This window comes from Corynebacterium sp. c24Ua_83 (assembly GCF_039907245.1).
Taxonomy (GTDB): Bacteria; Actinomycetota; Actinomycetes; order Mycobacteriales; family Mycobacteriaceae; genus Corynebacterium.
This window is the reverse complement of the sequence record NZ_JASBOI010000012.1, coordinates 15897-35700: the sequence shown is the minus strand read 5'-3', so window position 1 is coordinate 35700 and position 19804 is coordinate 15897. Positions and strand designations below refer to the sequence as shown.

Here is a 19804-nt window from a genome sequence, read left to right as displayed (position 1 = left end):
CCCAATTAATACTTCGAGCTCCGAGTCTATCTGTGTTTGGGGTAGCGGCCTAAAAGGTGGAGAATCCGAACCCTGTGTTTCCTCCATAGGCATACGTGAACTATAGTTAGCCTACCCTTGCCACTGGTAAGGCTAAGCTAAGCATGAGAGTGGGCTCGGCCCAGCCTCTCACACCCCTCACGTAAGGATGAACAATGCGTTTTTCTCCGCTTCGCAAAGTCTGCATCGGCGTCGTAGCAGCAACCACTGCCCTCGGCCTCGCAGCCTGCGGCGCATCTAACCCCAGCGACGGCAACGCTTCCGGCGCTAGTAAGTCCGGCTCCGCCATCACCATCACCGATGTGACCGGCCGGCAGGTCACCTTCGACTCTCGCCCAGAGAAGATCCTCCTCGCAGAGGGTCGCGGACTATTCGCCACCTCCATCTTGAACAAGGAAAACCCAACGGAGCACATCGTGGCCATCGGCTCCGACATGCACTCCGCCGCTCCCACCTTCGAAGAGAAACTCTCCAAGGCGGACAAAAAGTACAGCGACCTCCCGACCGTTGGAAACATTTCTAAGGGCGATGTGACCGTAGAGAACCTACTTGCCCACAAACCGGACGTCACCGTACTTTCCCTAGATCACAAGAAGGCCGCCGAAGAATCCGGCCTACTGGACAAGATGGATCAGGCTGGACTGAAGTACGTATTCAGTGACTTCCGCCAAAAGCCGCTGGAGAACACCACCAAGACGATGAGCCTCTACGGTCAACTGCTAGGCAAGGAAGATAAAGCCAAGGAGTTCAACGACTTCTACTCCGGCAAGGTTAAGGACGTCACCGACCGTGCAAACAAGGCAAAAGACAAGCCGAAGACCCTGGTCTGGCGCGCGGCGGGCATGAAGGACTGCTGCGGCACTGTGAAGAACTCCAACCTCGGCGATCTGGTCAACGCTGCGGGAGGAAAGAACATCGGCGACGACCTGCTGGACACGGAATCCGGGGACCTCACCGCAGAGAAGGTCCTCGCCGAACAGCCAGAGCAGATCATTGCCACAGGCGGCGCATGGGCCAAGGATCCCGAAAAGCCCGAGGTGCTGCCGCACGTGGAGCTCGGCTACACGGCCAAGCCCGACGTATCTGAGAAGACCCTCAAGGGACTGCTGGCCACGCCTGGTTTTAATTCGTTGAATGCTCCCAAGGAGGGCAAGCTACACGCGGTCTACCACCAGTTCTACGATTCCCCGTTTAACGTTTTCGCCCTTGAGCAGTTCGCACAATGGCTGCACCCCGAACTGTTCCAGGAACTAGACGTAGAGAAGGACTTCGCGGACTTCCACACGAACTGGCTGCCGTTCGAGTACTCCGGAACGTTCTTCACCTCCACCAAAAGCTAACCCCAAGAAGTAACCCCCATGTCCCACCTTTTAATCCCAGACAAGTCATCAACGGACGAAGGCGAGATATCCAACGCTCACGATGCTGCGCTTCCGGCCGGAGCCAGCGCAGTCGTCGAACAGTATCGTCGCCAGGCCAGGCGGAAAATCCTCGCCATTTTCGCGCTATCCATCGCTGCTTTCGCAGCCTTCGCCGTCGCCACGATCGTCGGCCCCATCGACCTGAGCTTGATGGAACTATGGAAGGCACTCATCGACCCCAACGGTGTCGATGAGACCACCCACACCGTCCTATGGAACCTACGCCTGCCTGCGTCAGTGATGGCCGTTCTCATCGGCGCCTCGCTCTCCCTATCCGGGGCGCACATGCAAACCATCCTGGATAACCCGCTAGCGGAACCGTTCACCCTTGGCATCTCCGCAGCAGCGGCGTTCGGCGGAGCCGCATCCATTGTGTTGGGCTGGACGGTGCTGGCTAACCCGCAGTTCAACCTCGCAGCCGTGGCTTGGGTGGCCTCGCTAGTGGCGGTATTTATCGTGGCGGGCGCTTCATTGTGGCGCGGTGCCAGCGCAGAATCTATGATTCTGCTCGGAATTGCGCTGGTGTTCTTGTTCCAGGCAATGCTTTCCCTGATGCAATACCGCGCGACAACCGAGGCACTGCAGCAGATCGTATTCTGGACGATGGGTTCGCTCCAGCGCGCGAACTGGACGTCTAACGCCATCATCTTCGGTGCGTTGGCAGTCGCGATTCCTTTCACCATCCTGAATTCGTGGAAGCTCACTGCCCTACGACTGGGCGATGATCGCGCGGCGGCGCTGGGAATCAACGTCCAGCGCTTGCGCGTCACCACACTCATAGTCTCCTCCCTACTGGCAGCCAGCGCGGTAGCGTTCGCGGGCGTGATCGGCTTCATCGGCCTGGTCGGCCCCCACGTCGCCCGCATGCTCGTCGGCGAGGATCAGCGCTACTTCGCCCCTGCATCCATGGCGGCCGGAGCTCTGTTGCTGGCCGCTGCACACGCGGTATCGATCACTGCGGTTCCTGGCGTGGCGGTGCCGATCGGCATCATCACATCCTTGGTGGGAGTTCCTTTCTTCCTCATTCTGGTGTTCGTCCGCCGACGCACGGTCTGGGGGTCCTAGCCCATGCTGACTATCGAAGATATCCACGTCCGCTACGGCAAGAATCCGGTTCTGCAGGGAGTATCCGCTTCCGGCTTTCAGCCGGGGTCCATCACCGGCCTGTTGGGGCCCAATGCCGCGGGAAAGTCCACCCTGGTGAAGACGATTGCTGGGATACAGCGGGCGTCATCAGGCACCTGCCGAGTCACCAGCAACGGCGAGGAACTATCCGGCACTAACCGGCGCGACGCGATTGGCTATGTTCCGCAAGACCTGCTGTCCAGTGCTTCCCTGACGGCCTTCGAATCGATCCTCGTGGCGACGAAACGATCGACACGCCGGGCAGCGGCCGCAACCGCACAGGAACAAGCGGCCGCAGTGCTGGAGCGGCTGGGGATTACACACCTGGCTTCGCGTTATGTTCACGAGCTGTCGGGTGGGCAGCGACAGCTGGTCGCCGTGGGACAGATGCTGGTGCGCGAGCCCGAGGTGCTACTTCTGGACGAGCCGACGTCTGCCCTTGATCTGCGGCACCAGGTGGAACTGTTGCAGCTCATCCGCCAAGAGGTATCCCAAAAGGATTCGATCGCGCTGATTGCGATTCACGACTTGAACTTAGCGGCGCGATACTGTGATCAGCTTATTGTGCTCCACCGGGGGCGCCTAATGGCGCAGGGGCAACCTTCCGAGGTGCTGACTCCTGGCCTGCTAGACGAGGTCTACGGACTGCGGGCGAAGGTGCTTAACGATGATGGCACGCCAGTGATCTGCCCTGTCGAGGAGTCAACGCCGAGCCTTAAGTAGCATTGACTACTCCAAGACAAGCCCCGGTTCCGCCGGGGCTATTTTCATGGCTAATATGAAGGATTTCATTACAGTATGGAAACGCAAAAACCCAGTGCACGCACTTAGTGCGTCCACTGGATTTTCAAGCTCTACGTGGGCTCAACCGAAGCTATGCCAAGAGCTAGCGAAGGCTAGCGAGAGCTTAGGCCTCGACTGCCTCGTTCTCGACGATGTTCACCACGCGGCGACGACGCTTGGTAGCGAACTGTACGGCGCCGGCCTTCAGGGCGAACAGAGTGTCGTCGCCACCACGGCCAACGTTCTCACCCGGGTGGAAAGAGGTGCCACGCTGGCGGATCAGGATCTCGCCGGCCTTGACCTGCTGGCCGCCGAAGCGCTTCACACCGAGACGCTTGGACTCGGAGTCACGGCCGTTGTTGGAGCTAGATGCACCCTTCTTGTGTGCCATTAGTCTCTCCCTCCTTAAGGAAGAAAATCGAAGTGTCTCGGTAGTTTACTTGATACCGGTGACCTTCAGAACCGTGAGGCTCTGACGGTGGCCGAAGCGGCGCTTGTAACCGGTCTTGTTGCGGTAGTGCATGCCGCGGATCTTCGGTCCACGAACATGCTCAACGATCTCAGCGTTGACGTTGACAGATGCCAGCTTGTCACCGGTGGTGACGTTTGCGCCATCGACGACGAGAACCGGGGTGAGAGCCACGGACGAACCCGGCTCACCCTCGATCTTCTCGACCTTGACGAGGTCACCTTCGGCAACCTTGTACTGCTTTCCGCCGGTCTTGACGATCGCGTACATGTAGGGCTACCCCTTTATTTCTCTAATCGGCTCAGGCAGCCCCCTGCGGGAAGGAAGCATCCTGACTGTTACTTTTGCTTAGCTGCGTTCGTTCCCCCAAAAGCGCCCGGGGCACTTCTGTGCACACTGTGCGAGCACAACTTGCTAGAAGCTAGTGCACTCGCGCAGTCCCCGGCGACGCGCGCGTTAAGGCTGGTCACCGGCGGAACGAACAGCGACTGGTTAAGACTACCCGGTCAGGGGGCTAAAAACCAAATCCCTTTGCTTTCGCTCGGAACTAGTTCGTCTTGCGCACCACTCGCCGGCGACGGCCACGCGAACGGGGCTTCTCACCGCCCTTTTCGGCGCTATTGTTTGTGACGCCGAAGTCCTCCGGTCGCGGGGCAAAATCAGACTTAGAGTTGCCTCTTGTCTGTCGCTTCCGGCGTGGGGATTCCTCGAACTTGCGCTTCGCTTCCTCGTAACTGGATTGGTTGGCGGCGGAAGAGTGGGCGTCCCGCCCCGAAGAAGAACGAGCACTGCGCGCGTTCGTGTGCGCCGAACGCACTACGCGGCGGCGACGGCGCACCCTGTTAGCCGCGACCTTATTCTGCTCCGGCCGCTCTGCGTTGTCGGCTGCCGAAGGCTCGTCCGGATCCTCCTGGGCGGACCGCTTGCGGGCGCTGGCGACGATGCCTTCGATGTCGCTGGCACGATTGCGCGCCTTAGCGTTACCTCCCCGCTTCTGTGACTGCTCCTGCTTTGGTTCCGGCTGCTCCTCCTGCCGCTCGGATCCCTGGGCAGCGAGCGGGGTACCGCGACGAACCACACGGCGCACGCGACGGCGAGTGCCCTGCAGAGACTGTGGCCGCTGAGTCTGCTCGGTCTGCTCGGTCTGCTTATCCTCGCGCTGGCCACGCTCCGGAGCCTTACCCTGGCCTCGCTCCTTGAGCTGCCCCTTGGACTGCCCCTTGGGCTGATCCTTGGACTGCCCCTTGGGCTGGTTCTTGCCCTGGTTTTTAGCCTGCTGGCGCTCCTTGCGGTGCCCGTGGTCGCGTCGCGGCTCCGGGTCCTTCTGCTCCACCGGGTCCGGATGCATGATGAACCCGCGTCCATCGCAAGCCTCACATGGGGTGGAGAAAGTTTCCAGCAGACCAGTACCCAATCGCTTGCGGGTCAACTGCACCAGACCCAGCGAGGTCACTTCACCCAACTTGTGGCGCGTGCGGTCGCGGCCTAGGAACTCCGACAGGCGGCGCAGCACCAGATCCTGGTTCTGCTGCAGCAGCATGTCGATGAAGTCCACGACGATCATGCCACCGATGTCGCGCAGACGCAGCTGGCGGACGATCTCTTCGGCCGCCTCCAGGTTGTTCTCCGTGACCGTGGCCTCGAGGTTGCCACCGCTACCCACAAAGGAACCGGTATTCACGTCGATGACCGTCATGGCCTCAGTGTGGTCGATGATCAGGTAACCGCCCGACGGCAGCCACACCTTGCGAGCCATAGCCTTTTCCAGTTGCTGGTCCAGGTCCAACGGTGCGAAGGCATCCTGGCCGTCGTGCTTGCCGCGGTTCCACTTGTGTACGCGGTCCATCAGCTCCGGGGAGGTGCGCCCCAGGTAATCGCGCACGGCCTGCCAGGACTTATCGCCGTCGATGATGAGCTCGGAGAAGTCCGCGTTGAAAACATCACGCACGACCTGGATCAGCATGTTCGGCTCTTCGTAGAGCGTCACCGGCTTGGAGCCCTTGGAGTTGCGCTCCTTGTTCTCGAGCTTCTGGATCTCCTGCCAACGCTTCTCCAGGCGCTGCACGTCCTCAGTGATCTGCTCTTCCGTTGCATTCTCTGCAGCGGTGCGGATGATCGCGCCGCCATCGCCGGTGATGACCTCACCCAGGATGTCCTTCAGACGCTTGCGCTCGCCTGCGGGAAGCTTGCGGGAAATGCCGGCGGTCGTGCCCGCCGGGAAGTACACCAGGTAGCGGCCCGCAAAGTTAATGCGGTTGGTCAGGCGCGCACCCTTGTGTCCGATCGGGTCCTTCAGCACCTGCACCAGGATCTGATCACCCGGGCGCAGCGCCTGGTCGATCTTGCGGCTCTTGGAGTGCAGGTGGGGCGAACGCCAATCCATCTCGCCTGCGTACAGCACGGCGTTGCGGCCCGTGCCGATGTCCACGAAGGCTGCCTCCATGCTGCCCAGCACGTTTTGCACGCGGCCGAGGTACACGTTGCCAATCAGCGACTGGTGCGTCGCATCCGCCACGAAATGTTCAACCAGCTGACCATCTTCTACCACGCCGACCTGAGTCATCATGCCCTTGTGATCGGTGCGCTCCGAGTCACGGACGATCATCGTGCGCTCCACGGATTCGCGGCGGGCCAGGAACTCGGCGCGGGTGATGGCCTTGTAGTTCTTGTCGCGGTTCTTTGCCCGCCAGCGGCGCTGCGATTCGAGGCGGGTTGAGCCCTTCATCTTCACCGGCTCGTCCACCAGGTCTTCGGTGGCACGCTCGGCCGGGTGGAGATCCTCGGGCGCGATGTTCTTCGCGGGGGTCTCTTCGGCTTTCTCTTCTGACGCCCGCTCCTCCGCCCGGCGCGCACTTCCTACGCGGCGTACGACTCGGCGGACTCGACGGCGCCGCACCGGCTTCTGCTCGGAATTTTCTTCCTGTGCCTTCTCCTCCTGCGCCTTTTCTTCCTGAGGCTTCGCTACCTGGGCTGCTGCCCGCTCCGACTTCTTCTCCGGCTTCTGCTCTGGTTCCTCAGCCTGCTGCGGCTTCTTGGCAGACTTCTTTACAGCGCGCTTCGCCGTCTTCTTCACAGAGCGCTTGGCGGTTCGCTTGGCCGGCTTCTTCTCCGACTTTTCAGAAGTCTCCTCAGCAACCGCTTCAGGAGCCACCTCAGTAGCATCCTCTACAGCCTGCTCCACCTGCTCTTTCTGCTCGGCAGGCTCGACAGACTTGGAGGGCTTGGCATGCTCAGCAGGCTCAGAGGACTTCTTCGTCCGCTTCTTCGCAGTCTGCTTTGCAGACTTCTTAGTAGCCTTCTTCGCTGCCTTCTTAGCTGACTTCTTCGGCTTCTCGGCCGCAGGAGCCTCTACCTCCGCAGGCTTTTCGTCTGCTTGAGATGGCTCGGAGCTGGCACTGAGGGCGTCCAAAACAGAAAAGACCTGCGCCTGAGTCAGCGACGAGGCCGTCTTCTTCCCCTCAATGCCATGGTCCGCCAGAACACCCAGGAAGTCCGTCGCGCGGATCCCCAACTGCTTGGCAACGGTGTGGACGCGAACCTTCTCCCCCACACTGTCTCGATCAATTTTCGCAGCCTGAGCTGCAATTTCCGGGCTGATGGTCGCCACGAAATCTCCTTTTAAAGTCTTCAAAGTTTTCCTGATCGCCATGCCGCATCGTCGTTGTGGGCACCCGATCTGTACCCCATTGTCTCACATCGTCTCGAATCCATCCGACAACCCATCCGACAACGCTGTGTTCAAGTGCGCGACTGTTACGCTGAACGCCATGCCCAACCCATCGTCGCCCTCCGTCGCCTTCGATCAGACAGTGCTCACCGATGTCCAAAACGGCATGCGCCCCAGCAAAGCCGCGCAGTTTGTGATTTCGCTGATTTTCGGACTGATGATGTTCATCCTCTGCGCACCGATCACCGGACCATTGCCAGCGCTGGGGATCCTCGTCGCCGCCGTCCTGGCTGGCGTCGTGTGGTGGCGTTACCTGCGGCGGGGCGGCGTGCGCGGCAACGACTACTCCCCCATGAAGTCAGACGCCGAAGCCGCCCGCACCCCCTTCAGTTGGAAGGAAGAAGGCCGTTTAGTGCTAGTGCTTGCGCTCGTATTCGGCATATCGCAGGTCGCAAGCATGTTTAGCAGCCAGGGCAGGTGGGGCTTCGCCGCTATTGCCGCGCTGATCACCGTTGGGTTGATGTACTGGGTCGTTACTCTTGACGCCTGGCGCCCCACTCGCTACACCGACCCGGAAAAACTGGGGCGAGAGATGCGAATTGAGGACCCCACCGAGTGGCTACAGGCATTCCTCTACTGCCGCCGATGTGTCCCGGGCGGGCTGCAGATCCTGAGCGATACCTTGAAGGAGGATCTTTCGCGGTACGGATGGACCACTCGCAGTGCGAACGAAGCTCTGGACAAGCTAGTAGAGCAGGGCAAAGCTGTGAAAATCCGGGAGTTGCGCTCTACCGATGGGGCGAGGAAATGGGTCACGCTGACAAAGGAAGGCTCCCAAGACTTCCAGGAGCGGCACGGAGGCTAAGCCGCGCCTCGCCTTCATCAAAGCCCCTGATATGCAAAAACCGCGGACGCGCTGCGCCCGCGGTTTTTTCCAGCTGTTTACAGGTTCGGGAACCAGATGCCGATCTCGCGCTCCGCGGACTCCGGGGAGTCGGAGCCGTGAACAACGTTTTCGCCAACGGTCAGAGCGAAATCGCCGCGGATGGTGCCCGGGGTGGCCTTCTCCACTGGGTGGGTGCCACCGGCCAGCTGACGCCAAGCGGCGATAGCAGACTCGCCCTCAACGATGCCGGCAACCAGCGGAGCGGAGGTGATGAAGTCCACCAGCTCGCCGAAGAAGGGCTTATCGGCGTGCTCAGCGTAGTGCTTCTCCGCGGTCTCGCGGTCAGCGGTACGCAGGTCCAGCTCCACGAGCTTCAGACCCTTCTTTTCGATGCGGGAGATAATTTCGCCCACGTGGCCGTTCTTAACGCCGTCGGGCTTAATCAGAATCAGAGTGCGTTCAGTCATGTCAGTGATTCTACACGTGGCGTCACGGCACTACAGCGCAGCAACACCCAGGCGCTATACGCGGCTGCGCACCTGATTCATCAGTGCGTAGGCACGGTCACCCGGGCACGCGGTCGCAGTGGAGACGTCGCCCCAGTCGCGGTGACCGGTGATCGTGCGGCGGGTCAAGTTCAGGCGGGCCGCGTTGTTTACGTAGCGCACGCTACCGCGCGGGTCTAGCCCCAACCCACGGCACAGGTGGCCGAGAACGCGCACAAGAGAGTTGATGGCGGCCGGGGTGGGAGCCTGCTGCATGAAGTTCCCCAGCAGACACACACCAATATTGCCGTCGTTCGCGTTGTACACGTGACCTGCGGTGACGGACATGGGCGATGCGCCCAAGCTGCCGGACTGGAAGACCGCCTGGCCACCCGTGCCGGTGGTGCGCCCCTGGAACACAGTGCCATCCGGAGCAATCAGCAGGTGGTAGCCGATGTCTCCCCAACCGCGCCCGCCGTTGGCCCGGGAGGCGTGGAAGGCGTAGATGCTGCGGACGTTCGCGGCGTAGTCGCCGTTGGCAGGAGTGGCCATCGCCGTGTGGTGCACAGTAATGAGCTGCGCGCGGGTGAAGCGGGGAGTCCACCCCATCAGCGACTCGTTGGCACCCCACTCGCGGCGGGAAACCACGCGCAGGCCGTTGATCACGTTCGCGCCACCGATGCCAGCGCCGCCACCCGGAGCCGGAGCACCCGGATTGGCCAGGCCACTGGACTGCAGGATTCCGGCGATGGTGCCCGCCAGCGCCAGGGAGCCGGCCAGGCCCGCAGCTCCGGTCGCCAGACTGCTTTGCAGTTCAGCCGGGTTGGAGGGCAGGCCCATCGGTGCAGCGTAGGGTGCAATGCCCGCGCCGAAGATCTGCTCTTCCTGCCCCTTCGGAGCCTCCACAATGTGGAGGAACAGGCGCGTCGCCGGGTCGTTAACCTCGCCGGGCAGCCATACGACCGTGGCACCCTCGGGCAGCTCTACCGGTTCGGACTTCAGTGCGGAATCATCACCCTCGCGGTCGTGCGCCTCGGGCTGCACCACGCGATCCTCGGTGCGACCGTCCTGGAACTCGAAGCGCAGGGTCGCCTGCGCTGCCTCGGTCGCTGCGGGCGCAAAGGTGATGGTGAGGTACCCGGTGCCCCCGGGTAGCTCGCCCTTTTGGTTGACGCCGATTCCCGTCCCGGTGAAGCCCTCTAGCTCGGCAGGGGTCGGTGCGCCGGCAGCTCCGGCGGGATCTGCACCGGGGAGTGCGTCGTCGGCGGAGGAGAAGACCCCCATGTTGTTGCGGTTGGCGAAGAGGAGAGAGCCACCGACGCCGGCCCCCAGAGCGGTGGAAGAACGGAAAAATGCACGGCGCGTTAACGTCATGCACCGGATAATAAACCACATTCGGGGGTAGCGGGAGACTTACCCCTATTTAAGGGTATTCCCAGTTGAGTGTTACTGATGTTAAAGACGGTGCGAATGTGGCGTCACAAAGATTAGTCGGCGGGGGTAGTCGGGCGCCGCACGTTACCTTCCTCATCGAGGTGCTGCGAGGGCAGCAGGCCGCGCTCCATGCGGCGCATCAGGTTCGAGCGCAGGTGGTAGATGTACCACCAGCACAGAGCGAAGATCACGCCCATCGCACCCATCGCCGGGTGCACGATGAAGCCCGCGATCGCCAGCACCTGCAGGGCAATGTTCAACCAGTCGGCCCACTTGGCCTTCTGCAGGAAGGCGGCGACGATCATCGCACCCCCCAGGCCGATCACGTAGGCCATGTTGAAGGTCGTGGCGGAAGCACCGGCATCCACCCGGGTGATGACGGTCAGCACCAGCAGGATCACGATGGCTTCCATGATGTGCGTTCCGGCCATCACACCGCGCAAGCCCTTCATCGGGTCGTTGGCCGGGGCCTGGCCGGGACCCAGCGGGCCGAATTCGCCCTGTCCACTGTGCCCACTCTGCCCACTGTCCTCGCCAGCCTTACTGCGGTTGTGCGGGTTCTGTGCCACGATTGTGCAGCTCCTTGGTAGATCTTCCGTTTAAAAAATTTTCCTGGCGCCGGCGAGTGTCCCGGCGCCTGTCCTGGCCGCCTACGCCGGTTCCTTGCCGAACAGCGTCCGAGCCTCCCCGGCCGTCACCACCGAGCCAGTGATCAGCACGCCAGCGCCGGACAACACGCCGTCCTCGTCGTCTTCGGCCAGTTGGGTGGCGATCTCCACGGCTCCGGGCAGGTTCGCGGCCACGTGCACGCGCTCCTCGCCGAAGGCATCCCGCGCGTACTCGGCCAGCACGTCGACCGGCAGGGCGCGCGGGGAGTTCACCTCCGTCACCACGACCTCGTCCATCACGGGCTCCAGGGCGGCCAGGATGCCGCGGGCATCCTTGTCCCCCAGCACGCCGACCACGCCGACCAGCCGACGGAACTCGAAGTCGCGGTCGATGGCCGCAGCCAGGGCCTTCGCCCCGTGGGGGTTGTGCGAGGCGTCAATAAACACACTCGGGGTGGAGCGCACGCGCTCCAGGCGCCCGGGCGAAGCGACAGAGGCGAAGCCCTCCCGCACCGTGTCCACGTCCAGCTGGCGCTCGGCTCCGGCCCCGAAGAATGCCTCCACGGCAGCCAGGGCCACGGCGGCGTTGCGTGCCTGGTGTTCGCCGGAGAGCGGCAGGAAGATGTCTGTGTACTCGCCAGCCAGTCCGCAGATGGTCACGGTCTGCCCGCCGACGGCGATCTGGCTGGAGACCACACCGAACTCGCTCCCGGCGCGGGCGACGGCGGAATCCTTCGCCACGGCCTCTTCCAGCAGCACGCGCATCGCCGCCGGCTCCTGCTCGGCGACGACGGTCACGTTGTCCGGCGGGGTGAGCAGATCGTCGGCATCCCAGCGGGCCTTGATGATGCCCGCCTTCTCACCCGCGATGTCCTCTAGCGTGTCGCCCAGGTAGTCCGTGTGGTCCAGCCCTATCGGGGTGATCACGGCAACGTCGGAGTTCACCACGTTCGTCGCGTCCCAGCGGCCACCCATGCCGGTTTCCACCACGGCCACGTCCACCGGCGCGTCGGCGAAGGCCGCGTAGGCCATGGCCACCAGCACCTCGAACTTGCTCATCTGCGGGCCGCCCTCGGCCTGGCTCTTCGCATCCACCATTTCCACCATCGGCTGAATGTCGCGCCAGGTGTCCACGTAGTCGCGCGGGTGCAGCGGCTTGCCGTCGATGGCGATTCGTTCGGTGACGATCTGCAAGTGCGGACTAGTGGTCCGTCCGGTACGGCGGTGGAAGGCGCGCATCAGCGATTCAATCATCCGCACCACAGAGGTCTTGCCGTTGGTTCCCGCCACGTGGATCACTGGGAACGCACGCTCCGGGTGGCCGAGCAGGTCCATGAGCATCTCGATGCGCTCGAGCGTCGGGTCGATCTTCGTCTCCGGCCAGCGCTGGTTCAGCTCCGCGTCGACCTCCGCCAGCACGGCCAGGTCTTCGGGCGTAATGGGACGTTCTTGTACGGACGCCACCTCGGCCTCATCCGCCCCCACACCGTCGATAGGCAGGGCTAGGCCTGCCTCATCGAGCGTGACCTCTTCCGGGTAGTTATCCCCGACCTTTTCCTCGAAGCTTTTGCCGGCGGCACTCTTGTCGTCGCTCATGCCTTTGGCAGGCCTTCCAGGCGGGCAGTGATGCGCTCGAATTCCTCCTGTGCGACGCGCTGGCGTTCGCGGATTCCTTCGACGACCTTCTCCGGTGCCTTGGACAGGAAGTTTTCGTTACCCAGCTTCTTCGCTGCGTTGTCCAGCTCCTTCTGAGCTGCCGCGAGGTCCTTCTCCAGGCGCTTGCGCTCCGCGGCAACGTCAACGGTGCCGGAGGTATCCAGCTGCACGGCGATGGTTGCCTGGGACAGTCGGACCTCAATGGACGCAGTCTCTGCGAAGCCTTCCTTCGGGATTTCCAGGCGCACCAGGGATCGCACGGCCTCCTCGAAGTCCGCCAGGTCAGCGGCAGCGAAATCCAGCGCGGCGGGCACCTTCTGGGAGGGCTTCACGCCCTGGTCGCTACGGAAGCGGCGCAGCTCGGTGACCAGCTTGTCCACGTCCGCCATGCGGCGTACCGCATCGGCATCGGTCTGCGTCCCACCGTTGGTGAGGTCGGCGGTCGGCCATTCGGCGGTGACCAGGGAGTCGGAGTAGCCCTCTTCCCCATCGGTCAGCGCCTTCCACAGCGTCTCGGTCACAAAGGGCATGGCCGGGTGCAGCAGGCGCAGTACCGCGTCCAGCACGCGGCCCAGCACGATCTGGGTGCTGATGCCCCGCTGGACCTGTTCCTCCGTGGCGCTATCCCAATCGCGCGGGATCTGCACCTTGGCGATCTCCAGATACCAGTCGCAGAACTCACCCCAGGCGAAGCGATACAGGTTCTCGTTCGCCAGGGAGAACTCGTAGCGATCCAGCGCGTCGTCCACCAGCTGGCGAACCTCTTCCAGACGGTCCAGGATCCAGCGGTCGGCATCCGTCAGGATCTCGCGGGCGGGCAGCTCGCCCACGCGCGCGCCGTTCATCAGGGCGAACTTGGTGGCGTTGTACAGCTTGGTGGCGAAGTTACGGGAAGACTGCGCGGCATCCTCACCCACCGGCAGGTCGGAGCCCGGGTTGGCGCCACGCGCCAGGGTGAAGCGCAGCGCATCCGCGCCGTAGTCGCGCACCCAGTCCATCGGGTCGATGCCGTTGCCCAGGGACTTCGACATCTTGCGGCCGTGCTCGTCGCGCACCAGGCCGTGCAGGAAAATGTCCTTGAACGGGATCTGCGGGCGGTCATCCTTGCCCGTGCCCAGCACCTCAGGGGTGTGCTTGGAGGCGAAGGTGGCGAACATCATCATGCGGGCGACCCAGAAGAACAAAATGTCGTAGCCCGTCACCAGCACGCTGGTGGGGTAGAACTTCTCCAGTTCCGGGGTCTTCTCCGGCCAACCCATCGTGGAGAACGGCCACAGGGCGGAGCTGAACCAGGTGTCCAGCACGTCCTCGTCCTGGCGCCAGCCCTCGCCCGTCGGCGCTTCGTCGTCCGGGCCGCAGCACACGATCTCACCGTTCGGGCCGTACCAGATCGGAATGCGGTGGCCCCACCACAGCTGGCGGGAAATGCACCAGTCGTGCATGTCGTCCACCCAGTCGAACCAACGCGGCTCCTGGGAGGACGGGTGGATCACCGAATCGCCGGAGCGGATCGCATCGCCGGACATCTTCGCCAGCTCGTCAACCTTGACGAACCACTGCTCGGACAAGCGCGGCTCCACGGCCTCCTTGGAGCGCTCGGAGTGGCCCACGCTGTGCACGTAGGGGAACTTGCGGGCCACGATGCGGCCCTGCTCCTCCAACGCCAGGCGGATCTTCTCGCGCGCCTCGTAGCGCTCCATGCCGTCGAACTCAGTGCCGGTGTTCGCAATGTGGCCGGTCTCGTCCATGATCACCGGCATCGGCAAGTCGTGGCGCTGGCCCATCGCAAAGTCGTTCGGGTCGTGCGCCGGCGTGATCTTCACCGCACCGGTGCCGAACTCCGGGTCCACGTAGTCGTCGGCCACCACGATCATCTGCCGGTCCGGCAGGAACGGGTGCGGCAGGGTCTTTCCCACCAGATCCGCGTAGCGCTCGTCCTCCGGGTGCACAGCAACGGCCACGTCGCCCAGCATCGTCTCCACACGAGTGGTGGCCACGACCACGTGCGGTTCGGAATCGTCCAGCGAGCCATAGCGGATGCTCACCAGCTCGCCCTCGTCGTCGGAGTACACAACCTCGATGTCGGAGATCGCAGTCTGCAACACCGGGGACCAGTTCACCATTCGATTCGCGCGGTAGATCAAGCCGGCGTCAAAAAGCTCCTTGAACATCGTCTGCACGGCGCGGGACAGGCCATCGTCCAGGGTAAAGCGCTCGCGCGACCAATCCACGGAATCACCGATGGCGCGCATCTGGCGCTGGATCACGCCGCCGTACTGATCCTTCCACTCCCAGACCTTCTCCACGAAGGCCTCGCGGCCGTAGTCGAAGCGGTCCTTGTCCTCGGTTTCCTTCAGGCTGGCCTCGACCTTCGTCTGCGTGGCGATGCCCGCGTGGTCGGAGCCGGGCAGCCACAGAACCTCGAAGCCCTGCATGCGCTTGCGGCGAGCCATCGCATCCATCAGCGTGTGGTCCAGCGCGTGGCCCATGTGCAGCTGGCCGGTCACGTTCGGCGGCGGCAGCACAATGCTGAAGGGCGGCTTATCGCTGGAAGGATCGGCCTTAAAGTAGCCGGAATCCACCCACCCCTGGTAGAGGTTTTCCTCTACTGCGGCGGGATCCCATGCCGCGGGTAGCTGTGCCGAGCGGTCGGCACCAATCGGGTTAGAGCCATTTGCCTTAGAACTGGAGTCACTCACGTCTGCCAAGTCTAGTAGACGGCCCGGACAGGGCATACACCCCTCCTAGTACCCGCCTACCACCCGCTCACCCACTGCGCATTTACATCTCGAGCGCCGCCCGCAACACACCGGCAGCCTCGTCCAACGCCCGCCCAGAGTTACGCCACACGCCCGAAGAATTCACGAAGGGGTGGATCAGGCCGGGGTGGCGTCGGAAAGAAACGGGCACACCCGCCTCCCGCAGCTTCTCGGCATAGGCCGTGCCCTCGTCGCGCAGCGGATCAAAGCCAGCGACGGCGACATAGGCCGGAGCCACACCGCTGACGTCCTCGGCGAGCAGAGGTGACACATCCGGGTCCAGCCGCTGCACGTCATCGGCGAGGTACTGGTCGCGATACCACTGCATGTGCGCCTGGGTAAGGAAGTACCCCTTGGAGAACTCCTTGTGGCTGGGCGTATCCAGCCTGGAAAGGTCCGTAACCGGCACAAACAGCAGCTGCGCACGCGGCTGTTCCCGCCCTTCGCGCTTACGGCGCAGGCACACCACGGCGGCCAGGTTGCCTCCCGCGGAGTCGCCGCCGACGGCCACCTTATTCTTATTGACGCCCTTAACCTCGCCCGCCATCGCGGCATCAACCACGTCACAGCAGTCGTCCGGCGCGGCGGGGAAAGGATGCTCCGGGGCCAGGCGGTAGTCCACGGAGAGCACGGCCACGCGGGCGGCCTCGCACAGCCAGCGGCAGGTGGAATCGTGCGAATCGAGGGAGCCGACCACCCAGCCGCCGCCGTGGAAGTACACCAGGGTGGGCAGGTCCTCGTCCGGCGAGACCGCACCGGTGGGACGGTAGTGGCGCACGCGCACGCCCCGGATCCGCTCCTCCACCACGGAGCCGACCTGGGTGACGTGCCCGCCGGCCATGTACGCAGCATCCTCCACAACCGCGCGGGTGGCCTCGACGGACTGCTGAGAATAGTCCGCCGGGTGCATCAGGTCGGTGACCAGGCTGGAGGCGCGCACGTCGGAATCCAGACGATCACCGTCGGAGTTGGTGCGGGAGCCGAAGATCCGCAGAACCGGCTCGGGGATCGCGGGCAACAGCCACCCGGCGCGGGCGGTGAGCTGGCTGAAAAGCGAGTGCTGGAGTGGTTGGGAGTGGATCGGGGCTGTGGGATTGGTCATGCCTAACATAAAACCACCCGACCAGGCGGCCGGGTGGCGATATGCAGAAAAAAGTTTTTCCTTAGGAAACTACAGAAAAACTACGGCAAACTACAGCAGGCCAGCCTCCACAACGGCGGCCTTCTCTTCCTGCAGCTCCTTGATGTTTGCGTCGATGCGCTCCTGCTGCGCCGGGCTGATCTCCAGGCCCTGCACGATCTCCCACTCGCCGTTGACGGAGCGGCAGGGGAAGGAGAACACCAGGCCCTCCGGGATTCCGTAGGAGCCGTCGGAAGGCAGTGCGACGGAAACCCAGTCGCCCTCAGCGGTGCCGTTCACCCAGTCGCGCATGTGATCCAGCGCGCCGCTGGCTGCGGAGGCTGCCGAGGAGCGCCCGCGGACCTCGATGATCTCCGCGCCGCGCTTAGCTACGCGCGGGATGAACTCGTCGTTTACCCACGCTGCATCCAGCTTGTCGGCGACCTTCTCGGCATTCAGCGTCAGCTCCGCAACGTCCGGGAACTGCGAGGCGGAGTGGTTGCCCCAGACGGTCATGTTCTTCAGGTCGCGCACGGCCACACCCAGCTTGTCCGCCACCTGCGCCAGGCCACGGTTGTGATCCAGGCGGGTCAGGGCGGTAACGCGGCGCGGGTCGAGGCCCTCTGCGTGGGCCGCAACGATCGCAGCGTTGGTGTTCGCCGGGTTGCCGACGACAATCACGCGAACATCATCGGCGGCGTGCTCCGCGATCGCCTTACCCTGCGGGCCAAAAATCTTGCCGTTGGCGGCCAGCAGGTCGGCGCGTTCCTCACCCTTCTGGCGGGGCTTGGCACCCACCAGGAAGACTGCGTTGGCATCCTTAAAGCCCTCGTCGAGTTCGGAGGTGATGGTGACCTCCCCCAGCAGCGGGAAGGCGCAGTCGGCCAGCTCCAGGGCCACGCCCCGGGCGGCCTGCAGGCCCTGCTCGGTCTCCAGCAGGCGCAGGTTCACTACGCGGTCGCCGAAGACCTCCCCCTTGGCGATGCGGAACAGCAGGGAGTAGCCGATCTGGCCGCCGGCACCCGTGACGGTGACGGTAACGGCATTCTGGTTATTGGTGGTCACGCGGGGCTCCTTAAGCAATGCGTTGGTGAGAGTTTTCTTAAATCCTCTCCCCACTGTAATAACCTGCCCGACACCCTGCACTCTCACTACACTCTTACTTCCAGCCACCCCCGCACGAGCCTGGATTAGCTGCACAGTGCTGCAGGTTCGGCTTCTTCATAGATAAACTGAATTGGTGCAGAATAAGCCCCACCTTCCCGCCTCTGCGGCCTGGTATGGCCTCGGCGAACAGCAGTACATCCAGACCATGAACACCGCCGTGACTATCGCCATTCGGGTCGGTGCCGCATTCACGCCGGAGCACCTGGCCGCGATCGCCCAGGCTGCACGCCTGCCGCACAACTGCGAGCTGCTGAATTCCCCGGCCCGCCTATACGAGGAGGCGCTGCGTTATGCCCACTCCTCCATCTGGCCCGTGCCGCTAAATGGTTATGACAACCCGGAGATGGATAACTCCCCGGTCCGCGAGATGCGCAAGCTCGTCGCCGCCACCTACACGCGCTTTGCCACCCACCCGGACGCAGTGCGCCTGATCGTGGCGGAGAACCTGCTGAGCGATCCGGAGCTCGTCCACCGCGTCGGTGTGCTGGAGGATTCCCCGGTGGTGCTGCACCTAGATCGCGTGCTGATGCGCGGCCACGATATTGGTGCCTTCCGCAGCGGTGTGTCCGCGGAGGATACCTATGCACTCATCACTGCGCTGTGCTCCTTCGCCGTCACCCAAGGCCCGACGTTCCACGCCCTGTACGGCATGGATTCCAACACCCCCGAAAACGAGGACGGCCTGCGCACCCTGACGTGCGATGCGGTCATCGCTTTCCTCACCACCACGATGCCCACCAACCAGGGCGCGTCGTACACCCACGCTTCGCATTCTTCGGTGATTGGTACCTCGGTCGCCGCGTCGCTCTACAACCACGCGCGACATGAGGATGAAGAGGTTGATGACGCCCCCTCGGCGCCATCGGACCTATATCACGACTAGGCGCTCTTCTTATCCCGCCTGGCGACCTCTTCGTGGGTCAGCAGGGTCGGTTCCGCCTCCCCGCGGGCGCAGGCGCCGGTGATGATGACCTCTCCGGTTTCCTCATCTTCCGGAATGGCGAACATGGTCGGCAGCAGCAGGGTTTCCATGATGGACCGCAGGCCGCGGGCGCCGGTCTCGCGCGCCAGCGCCTTCTGGGCGATCTCCCGCAGCGCCTCGTCCTCGAAGGTCAGGCGCACGCCGTCCATGTCAAACAGGCGCTGGTACTGGCGCACCAGGGAGTTCTTCGGCTCCGTGAGTACGCGCACGAGGGCGTCCTCATCCAGGTGGCCAACGTGAGTCAGCACTGGCAGGCGGCCGATTAGCTCGGGGATCAGACCGAACTTCACCAGATCCTCCGGCTCCACGAACTGGAACGGGTTCGGATCTTCCTCGGACTTCGCGCTGATCTCCGCGCCGAAGCCCAGGCCCTTCTTGCCGCGGCGCTCGGAAATGACCTTCTCCAACCCGGAGAACGCACCCGCCACGATGAACAGCACGTTCTTCGTGTCGAACTGGATGAACTCCTGGTTCGGGTGCTTGCGGCCGCCCTGCGGCGGAACGGCGGCAACGGTGCCTTCCAGGATCTTCAGCAGAGCCTGCTGCACGCCCTCGCCGGACACGTCGCGGGTGATGGACGGGTTCTCCGACTTGCGGGAGATCTTGTCCACCTCGTCGACGTAGATGATGCCGCGCTGGGCCTTCACCACGTCAAAGTCGGCGGCCTGGAGAAGCTTCAGCAAGATATTCTCTACGTCTTCACCGACGTAGCCGGCTTCGGTCAAACTGGTGGCGTCCGCAATGGCGAAAGGCACATCGAGCATTCGAGCGAGCGACTGCGCCAGATAGGTCTTGCCCGAACCGGTCGGCCCCAGCATCAGAATGTTGGACTTCGCCAGCTCCACCTCGTCGTCGGAGCGGCGAGCGGCGGCGTTCGACTCCTCGACCTGGATGCGCTTGTAGTGGTTGTACACGGCAACGGCCAGCGTGCGCTTAGCCTCGTCCTGGCCGATCACGTAGCTATCCAGGAACTCTGCAATCGCCGCAGGCTTCGGCAGCTTCGCGGAGCTCTCCGCAGGATCGACGGCCAGCAGCTCCTCTTCGATGATCTCGTTACAAAGCTCGATGCATTCGTCGCAAATGTAAACACCAGGGCCGGCAATCAGCTTGCGGACCTGCTTCTGGCTCTTTCCACAGAAGGAGCACTTCAGGAGCTCTGCGCTTTCAGGCATGCGGGACATCAGGCTTTCTTGGATCGGGTAA

At 63.2% G+C, this 19804-nt stretch carries 16 protein-coding genes; 5 read left to right on the top strand and 11 right to left on the bottom strand.

Going from position 1 to position 19804, the window contains the following annotated elements; genetic code table 11:
- Positions 1 to 194 precede the first annotated feature (194 nt).
- From QKE30_RS08060 to QKE30_RS08050, 3 genes are read left to right on the top strand one after another with little or no spacing between them, the layout of a single operon-like run.
- Positions 195 to 1379 carry an ABC transporter substrate-binding protein gene (locus tag QKE30_RS08060; RefSeq protein ID WP_239201082.1) on the top strand — a complete coding sequence of 395 codons (1185 nt, stop codon included), beginning with the start codon at positions 195 to 197 and terminating at the stop codon, positions 1377 to 1379.
- An 18-nt stretch (positions 1380 to 1397) separates the two neighbouring features.
- Positions 1398 to 2525 carry an iron ABC transporter permease gene (locus tag QKE30_RS08055; protein ID WP_239201080.1) on the top strand — a complete coding sequence of 376 codons (1128 nt, stop codon included), beginning with the start codon at positions 1398 to 1400 and terminating at the stop codon, positions 2523 to 2525.
- A gap of 3 nt (positions 2526 to 2528) precedes the next feature.
- Positions 2529 to 3308, top strand: coding sequence for an ABC transporter ATP-binding protein (locus tag QKE30_RS08050; protein ID WP_239201078.1), 780 nt, complete (start codon positions 2529 to 2531; stop codon positions 3306 to 3308).
- A 184-nt stretch (positions 3309 to 3492) separates the two neighbouring features.
- On the opposite strand, the gene rpmA is transcribed toward QKE30_RS08050, so the two are convergent.
- From rpmA to QKE30_RS08035, 3 genes are all read right to left on the bottom strand, one after another.
- Positions 3493 to 3759 (bottom strand): 50S ribosomal protein L27, encoded by a 267-nt coding sequence (rpmA, locus tag QKE30_RS08045; protein ID WP_005296479.1) that lies wholly within the window; start codon positions 3757 to 3759, stop codon positions 3493 to 3495.
- A gap of 45 nt (positions 3760 to 3804) precedes the next feature.
- Positions 3805 to 4107 (bottom strand): 50S ribosomal protein L21, encoded by a 303-nt coding sequence (gene rplU, locus QKE30_RS08040; RefSeq protein ID WP_005296481.1) that lies wholly within the window; start codon positions 4105 to 4107, stop codon positions 3805 to 3807.
- Between the two features lie 277 nt (positions 4108 to 4384).
- Positions 4385 to 7444 carry an Rne/Rng family ribonuclease gene (locus QKE30_RS08035; RefSeq protein ID WP_347934546.1) on the bottom strand — a complete coding sequence of 1020 codons (3060 nt, stop codon included), beginning with the start codon at positions 7442 to 7444 and terminating at the stop codon, positions 4385 to 4387.
- 160 nt (positions 7445 to 7604) lie between these two features.
- Here QKE30_RS08035 and QKE30_RS08030 point away from each other — a divergent pair, with 160 nt between their 5' ends.
- Positions 7605 to 8369, top strand: coding sequence for a hypothetical protein (locus QKE30_RS08030; RefSeq protein ID WP_239201072.1), 765 nt, complete (start codon positions 7605 to 7607; stop codon positions 8367 to 8369).
- 77 nt (positions 8370 to 8446) lie between these two features.
- Here QKE30_RS08030 and ndk read toward each other — a convergent pair whose 3' ends face one another.
- The 7 genes from ndk to QKE30_RS07995 form a co-directional block, all read right to left on the bottom strand.
- Positions 8447 to 8857, bottom strand: coding sequence for a nucleoside-diphosphate kinase (ndk, locus tag QKE30_RS08025; RefSeq protein ID WP_034973318.1), 411 nt, complete (start codon positions 8855 to 8857; stop codon positions 8447 to 8449).
- A 54-nt stretch (positions 8858 to 8911) separates the two neighbouring features.
- Complete coding sequence (locus QKE30_RS08020) at positions 8912 to 10249, bottom strand: peptidoglycan recognition family protein (protein WP_347934545.1); 1338 nt, start codon at positions 10247 to 10249, stop codon at positions 8912 to 8914.
- 113 nt (positions 10250 to 10362) lie between these two features.
- On the bottom strand, positions 10363 to 10761 hold the full coding sequence (locus QKE30_RS08015) for a DUF4233 domain-containing protein (RefSeq protein ID WP_239201197.1): 399 nt from the start codon (positions 10759 to 10761) through the stop codon (positions 10363 to 10365).
- Positions 10762 to 10959: 198 nt separating this feature from the next.
- On the bottom strand, positions 10960 to 12513 hold the full coding sequence (locus QKE30_RS08010) for a folylpolyglutamate synthase/dihydrofolate synthase family protein (RefSeq protein ID WP_347934544.1): 1554 nt from the start codon (positions 12511 to 12513) through the stop codon (positions 10960 to 10962).
- Positions 12510 to 15308: a valine--tRNA ligase gene (locus QKE30_RS08005; protein WP_347934543.1), complete on the bottom strand. Its 2799-nt coding sequence runs from the start codon at positions 15306 to 15308 to the stop codon at positions 12510 to 12512. Before QKE30_RS08005 ends, QKE30_RS08010 begins: the two co-directional genes overlap by 4 nt.
- Positions 15309 to 15354: 46 nt before the next feature.
- Positions 15355 to 16434, bottom strand: coding sequence for an alpha/beta hydrolase (locus QKE30_RS08000; RefSeq protein ID WP_347934542.1), 1080 nt, complete (start codon positions 16432 to 16434; stop codon positions 15355 to 15357).
- Positions 16435 to 16524: 90 nt separating this feature from the next.
- On the bottom strand, positions 16525 to 17517 hold the full coding sequence (locus QKE30_RS07995) for a malate dehydrogenase (RefSeq protein ID WP_347934541.1): 993 nt from the start codon (positions 17515 to 17517) through the stop codon (positions 16525 to 16527).
- Between the two features lie 175 nt (positions 17518 to 17692).
- On the opposite strand from QKE30_RS07995, the gene QKE30_RS07990 reads away from it, so the two are divergent.
- Positions 17693 to 18502 (top strand): hypothetical protein, encoded by an 810-nt coding sequence (locus QKE30_RS07990; RefSeq protein WP_297667073.1) that lies wholly within the window; start codon positions 17693 to 17695, stop codon positions 18500 to 18502.
- Here the strand turns inward: QKE30_RS07990 and clpX are convergent.
- Positions 18499 to 19773, bottom strand: a complete 1275-nt coding sequence (gene clpX, locus QKE30_RS07985) for an ATP-dependent Clp protease ATP-binding subunit ClpX (RefSeq protein WP_347934540.1) — start codon at positions 19771 to 19773, stop codon at positions 18499 to 18501. The two genes, QKE30_RS07990 and clpX, sit on opposite strands and share 4 nt — an antisense overlap.
- Between the last annotated feature and the right edge of the window lie 31 nt (positions 19774 to 19804).

Bases quoted from the DNA above. Each gene is read 5' to 3' on its own strand.
- clpX (WP_347934540.1), bottom strand. From the start codon at position 19,773: ATGCCTGAAAGCGCAGAGCTCCTGAAGTGCTCCTTCTGTGGAAAGAGC.
- QKE30_RS08000 (WP_347934542.1), bottom strand. From the start codon at position 16,434: ATGACCAATCCCACAGCCCCGATCCACTCCCAACCACTCCAGCACTCG.
- QKE30_RS08055 (WP_239201080.1), top strand. From the start codon at position 1,398: ATGTCCCACCTTTTAATCCCAGACAAGTCATCAACGGACGAAGGCGAG.
- QKE30_RS08010 (WP_347934544.1), bottom strand. From the start codon at position 12,513: ATGAGCGACGACAAGAGTGCCGCCGGCAAAAGCTTCGAGGAAAAGGTC.
- QKE30_RS08020 (WP_347934545.1), bottom strand. From the start codon at position 10,249: ATGACGTTAACGCGCCGTGCATTTTTCCGTTCTTCCACCGCTCTGGGG.
- ndk (WP_034973318.1), bottom strand. From the start codon at position 8,857: ATGACTGAACGCACTCTGATTCTGATTAAGCCCGACGGCGTTAAGAAC.
- QKE30_RS08015 (WP_239201197.1), bottom strand. From the start codon at position 10,761: ATGAAGGGCTTGCGCGGTGTGATGGCCGGAACGCACATCATGGAAGCC.
- QKE30_RS08050 (WP_239201078.1), top strand. From the start codon at position 2,529: ATGCTGACTATCGAAGATATCCACGTCCGCTACGGCAAGAATCCGGTT.
- QKE30_RS08005 (WP_347934543.1), bottom strand. From the start codon at position 15,308: ATGCCCTGTCCGGGCCGTCTACTAGACTTGGCAGACGTGAGTGACTCC.
- rplU (WP_005296481.1), bottom strand. From the start codon at position 4,107: ATGTACGCGATCGTCAAGACCGGCGGAAAGCAGTACAAGGTTGCCGAA.
- QKE30_RS08060 (WP_239201082.1), top strand. From the start codon at position 195: ATGCGTTTTTCTCCGCTTCGCAAAGTCTGCATCGGCGTCGTAGCAGCA.
- rpmA (WP_005296479.1), bottom strand. From the start codon at position 3,759: ATGGCACACAAGAAGGGTGCATCTAGCTCCAACAACGGCCGTGACTCC.
- QKE30_RS08030 (WP_239201072.1), top strand. From the start codon at position 7,605: ATGCCCAACCCATCGTCGCCCTCCGTCGCCTTCGATCAGACAGTGCTC.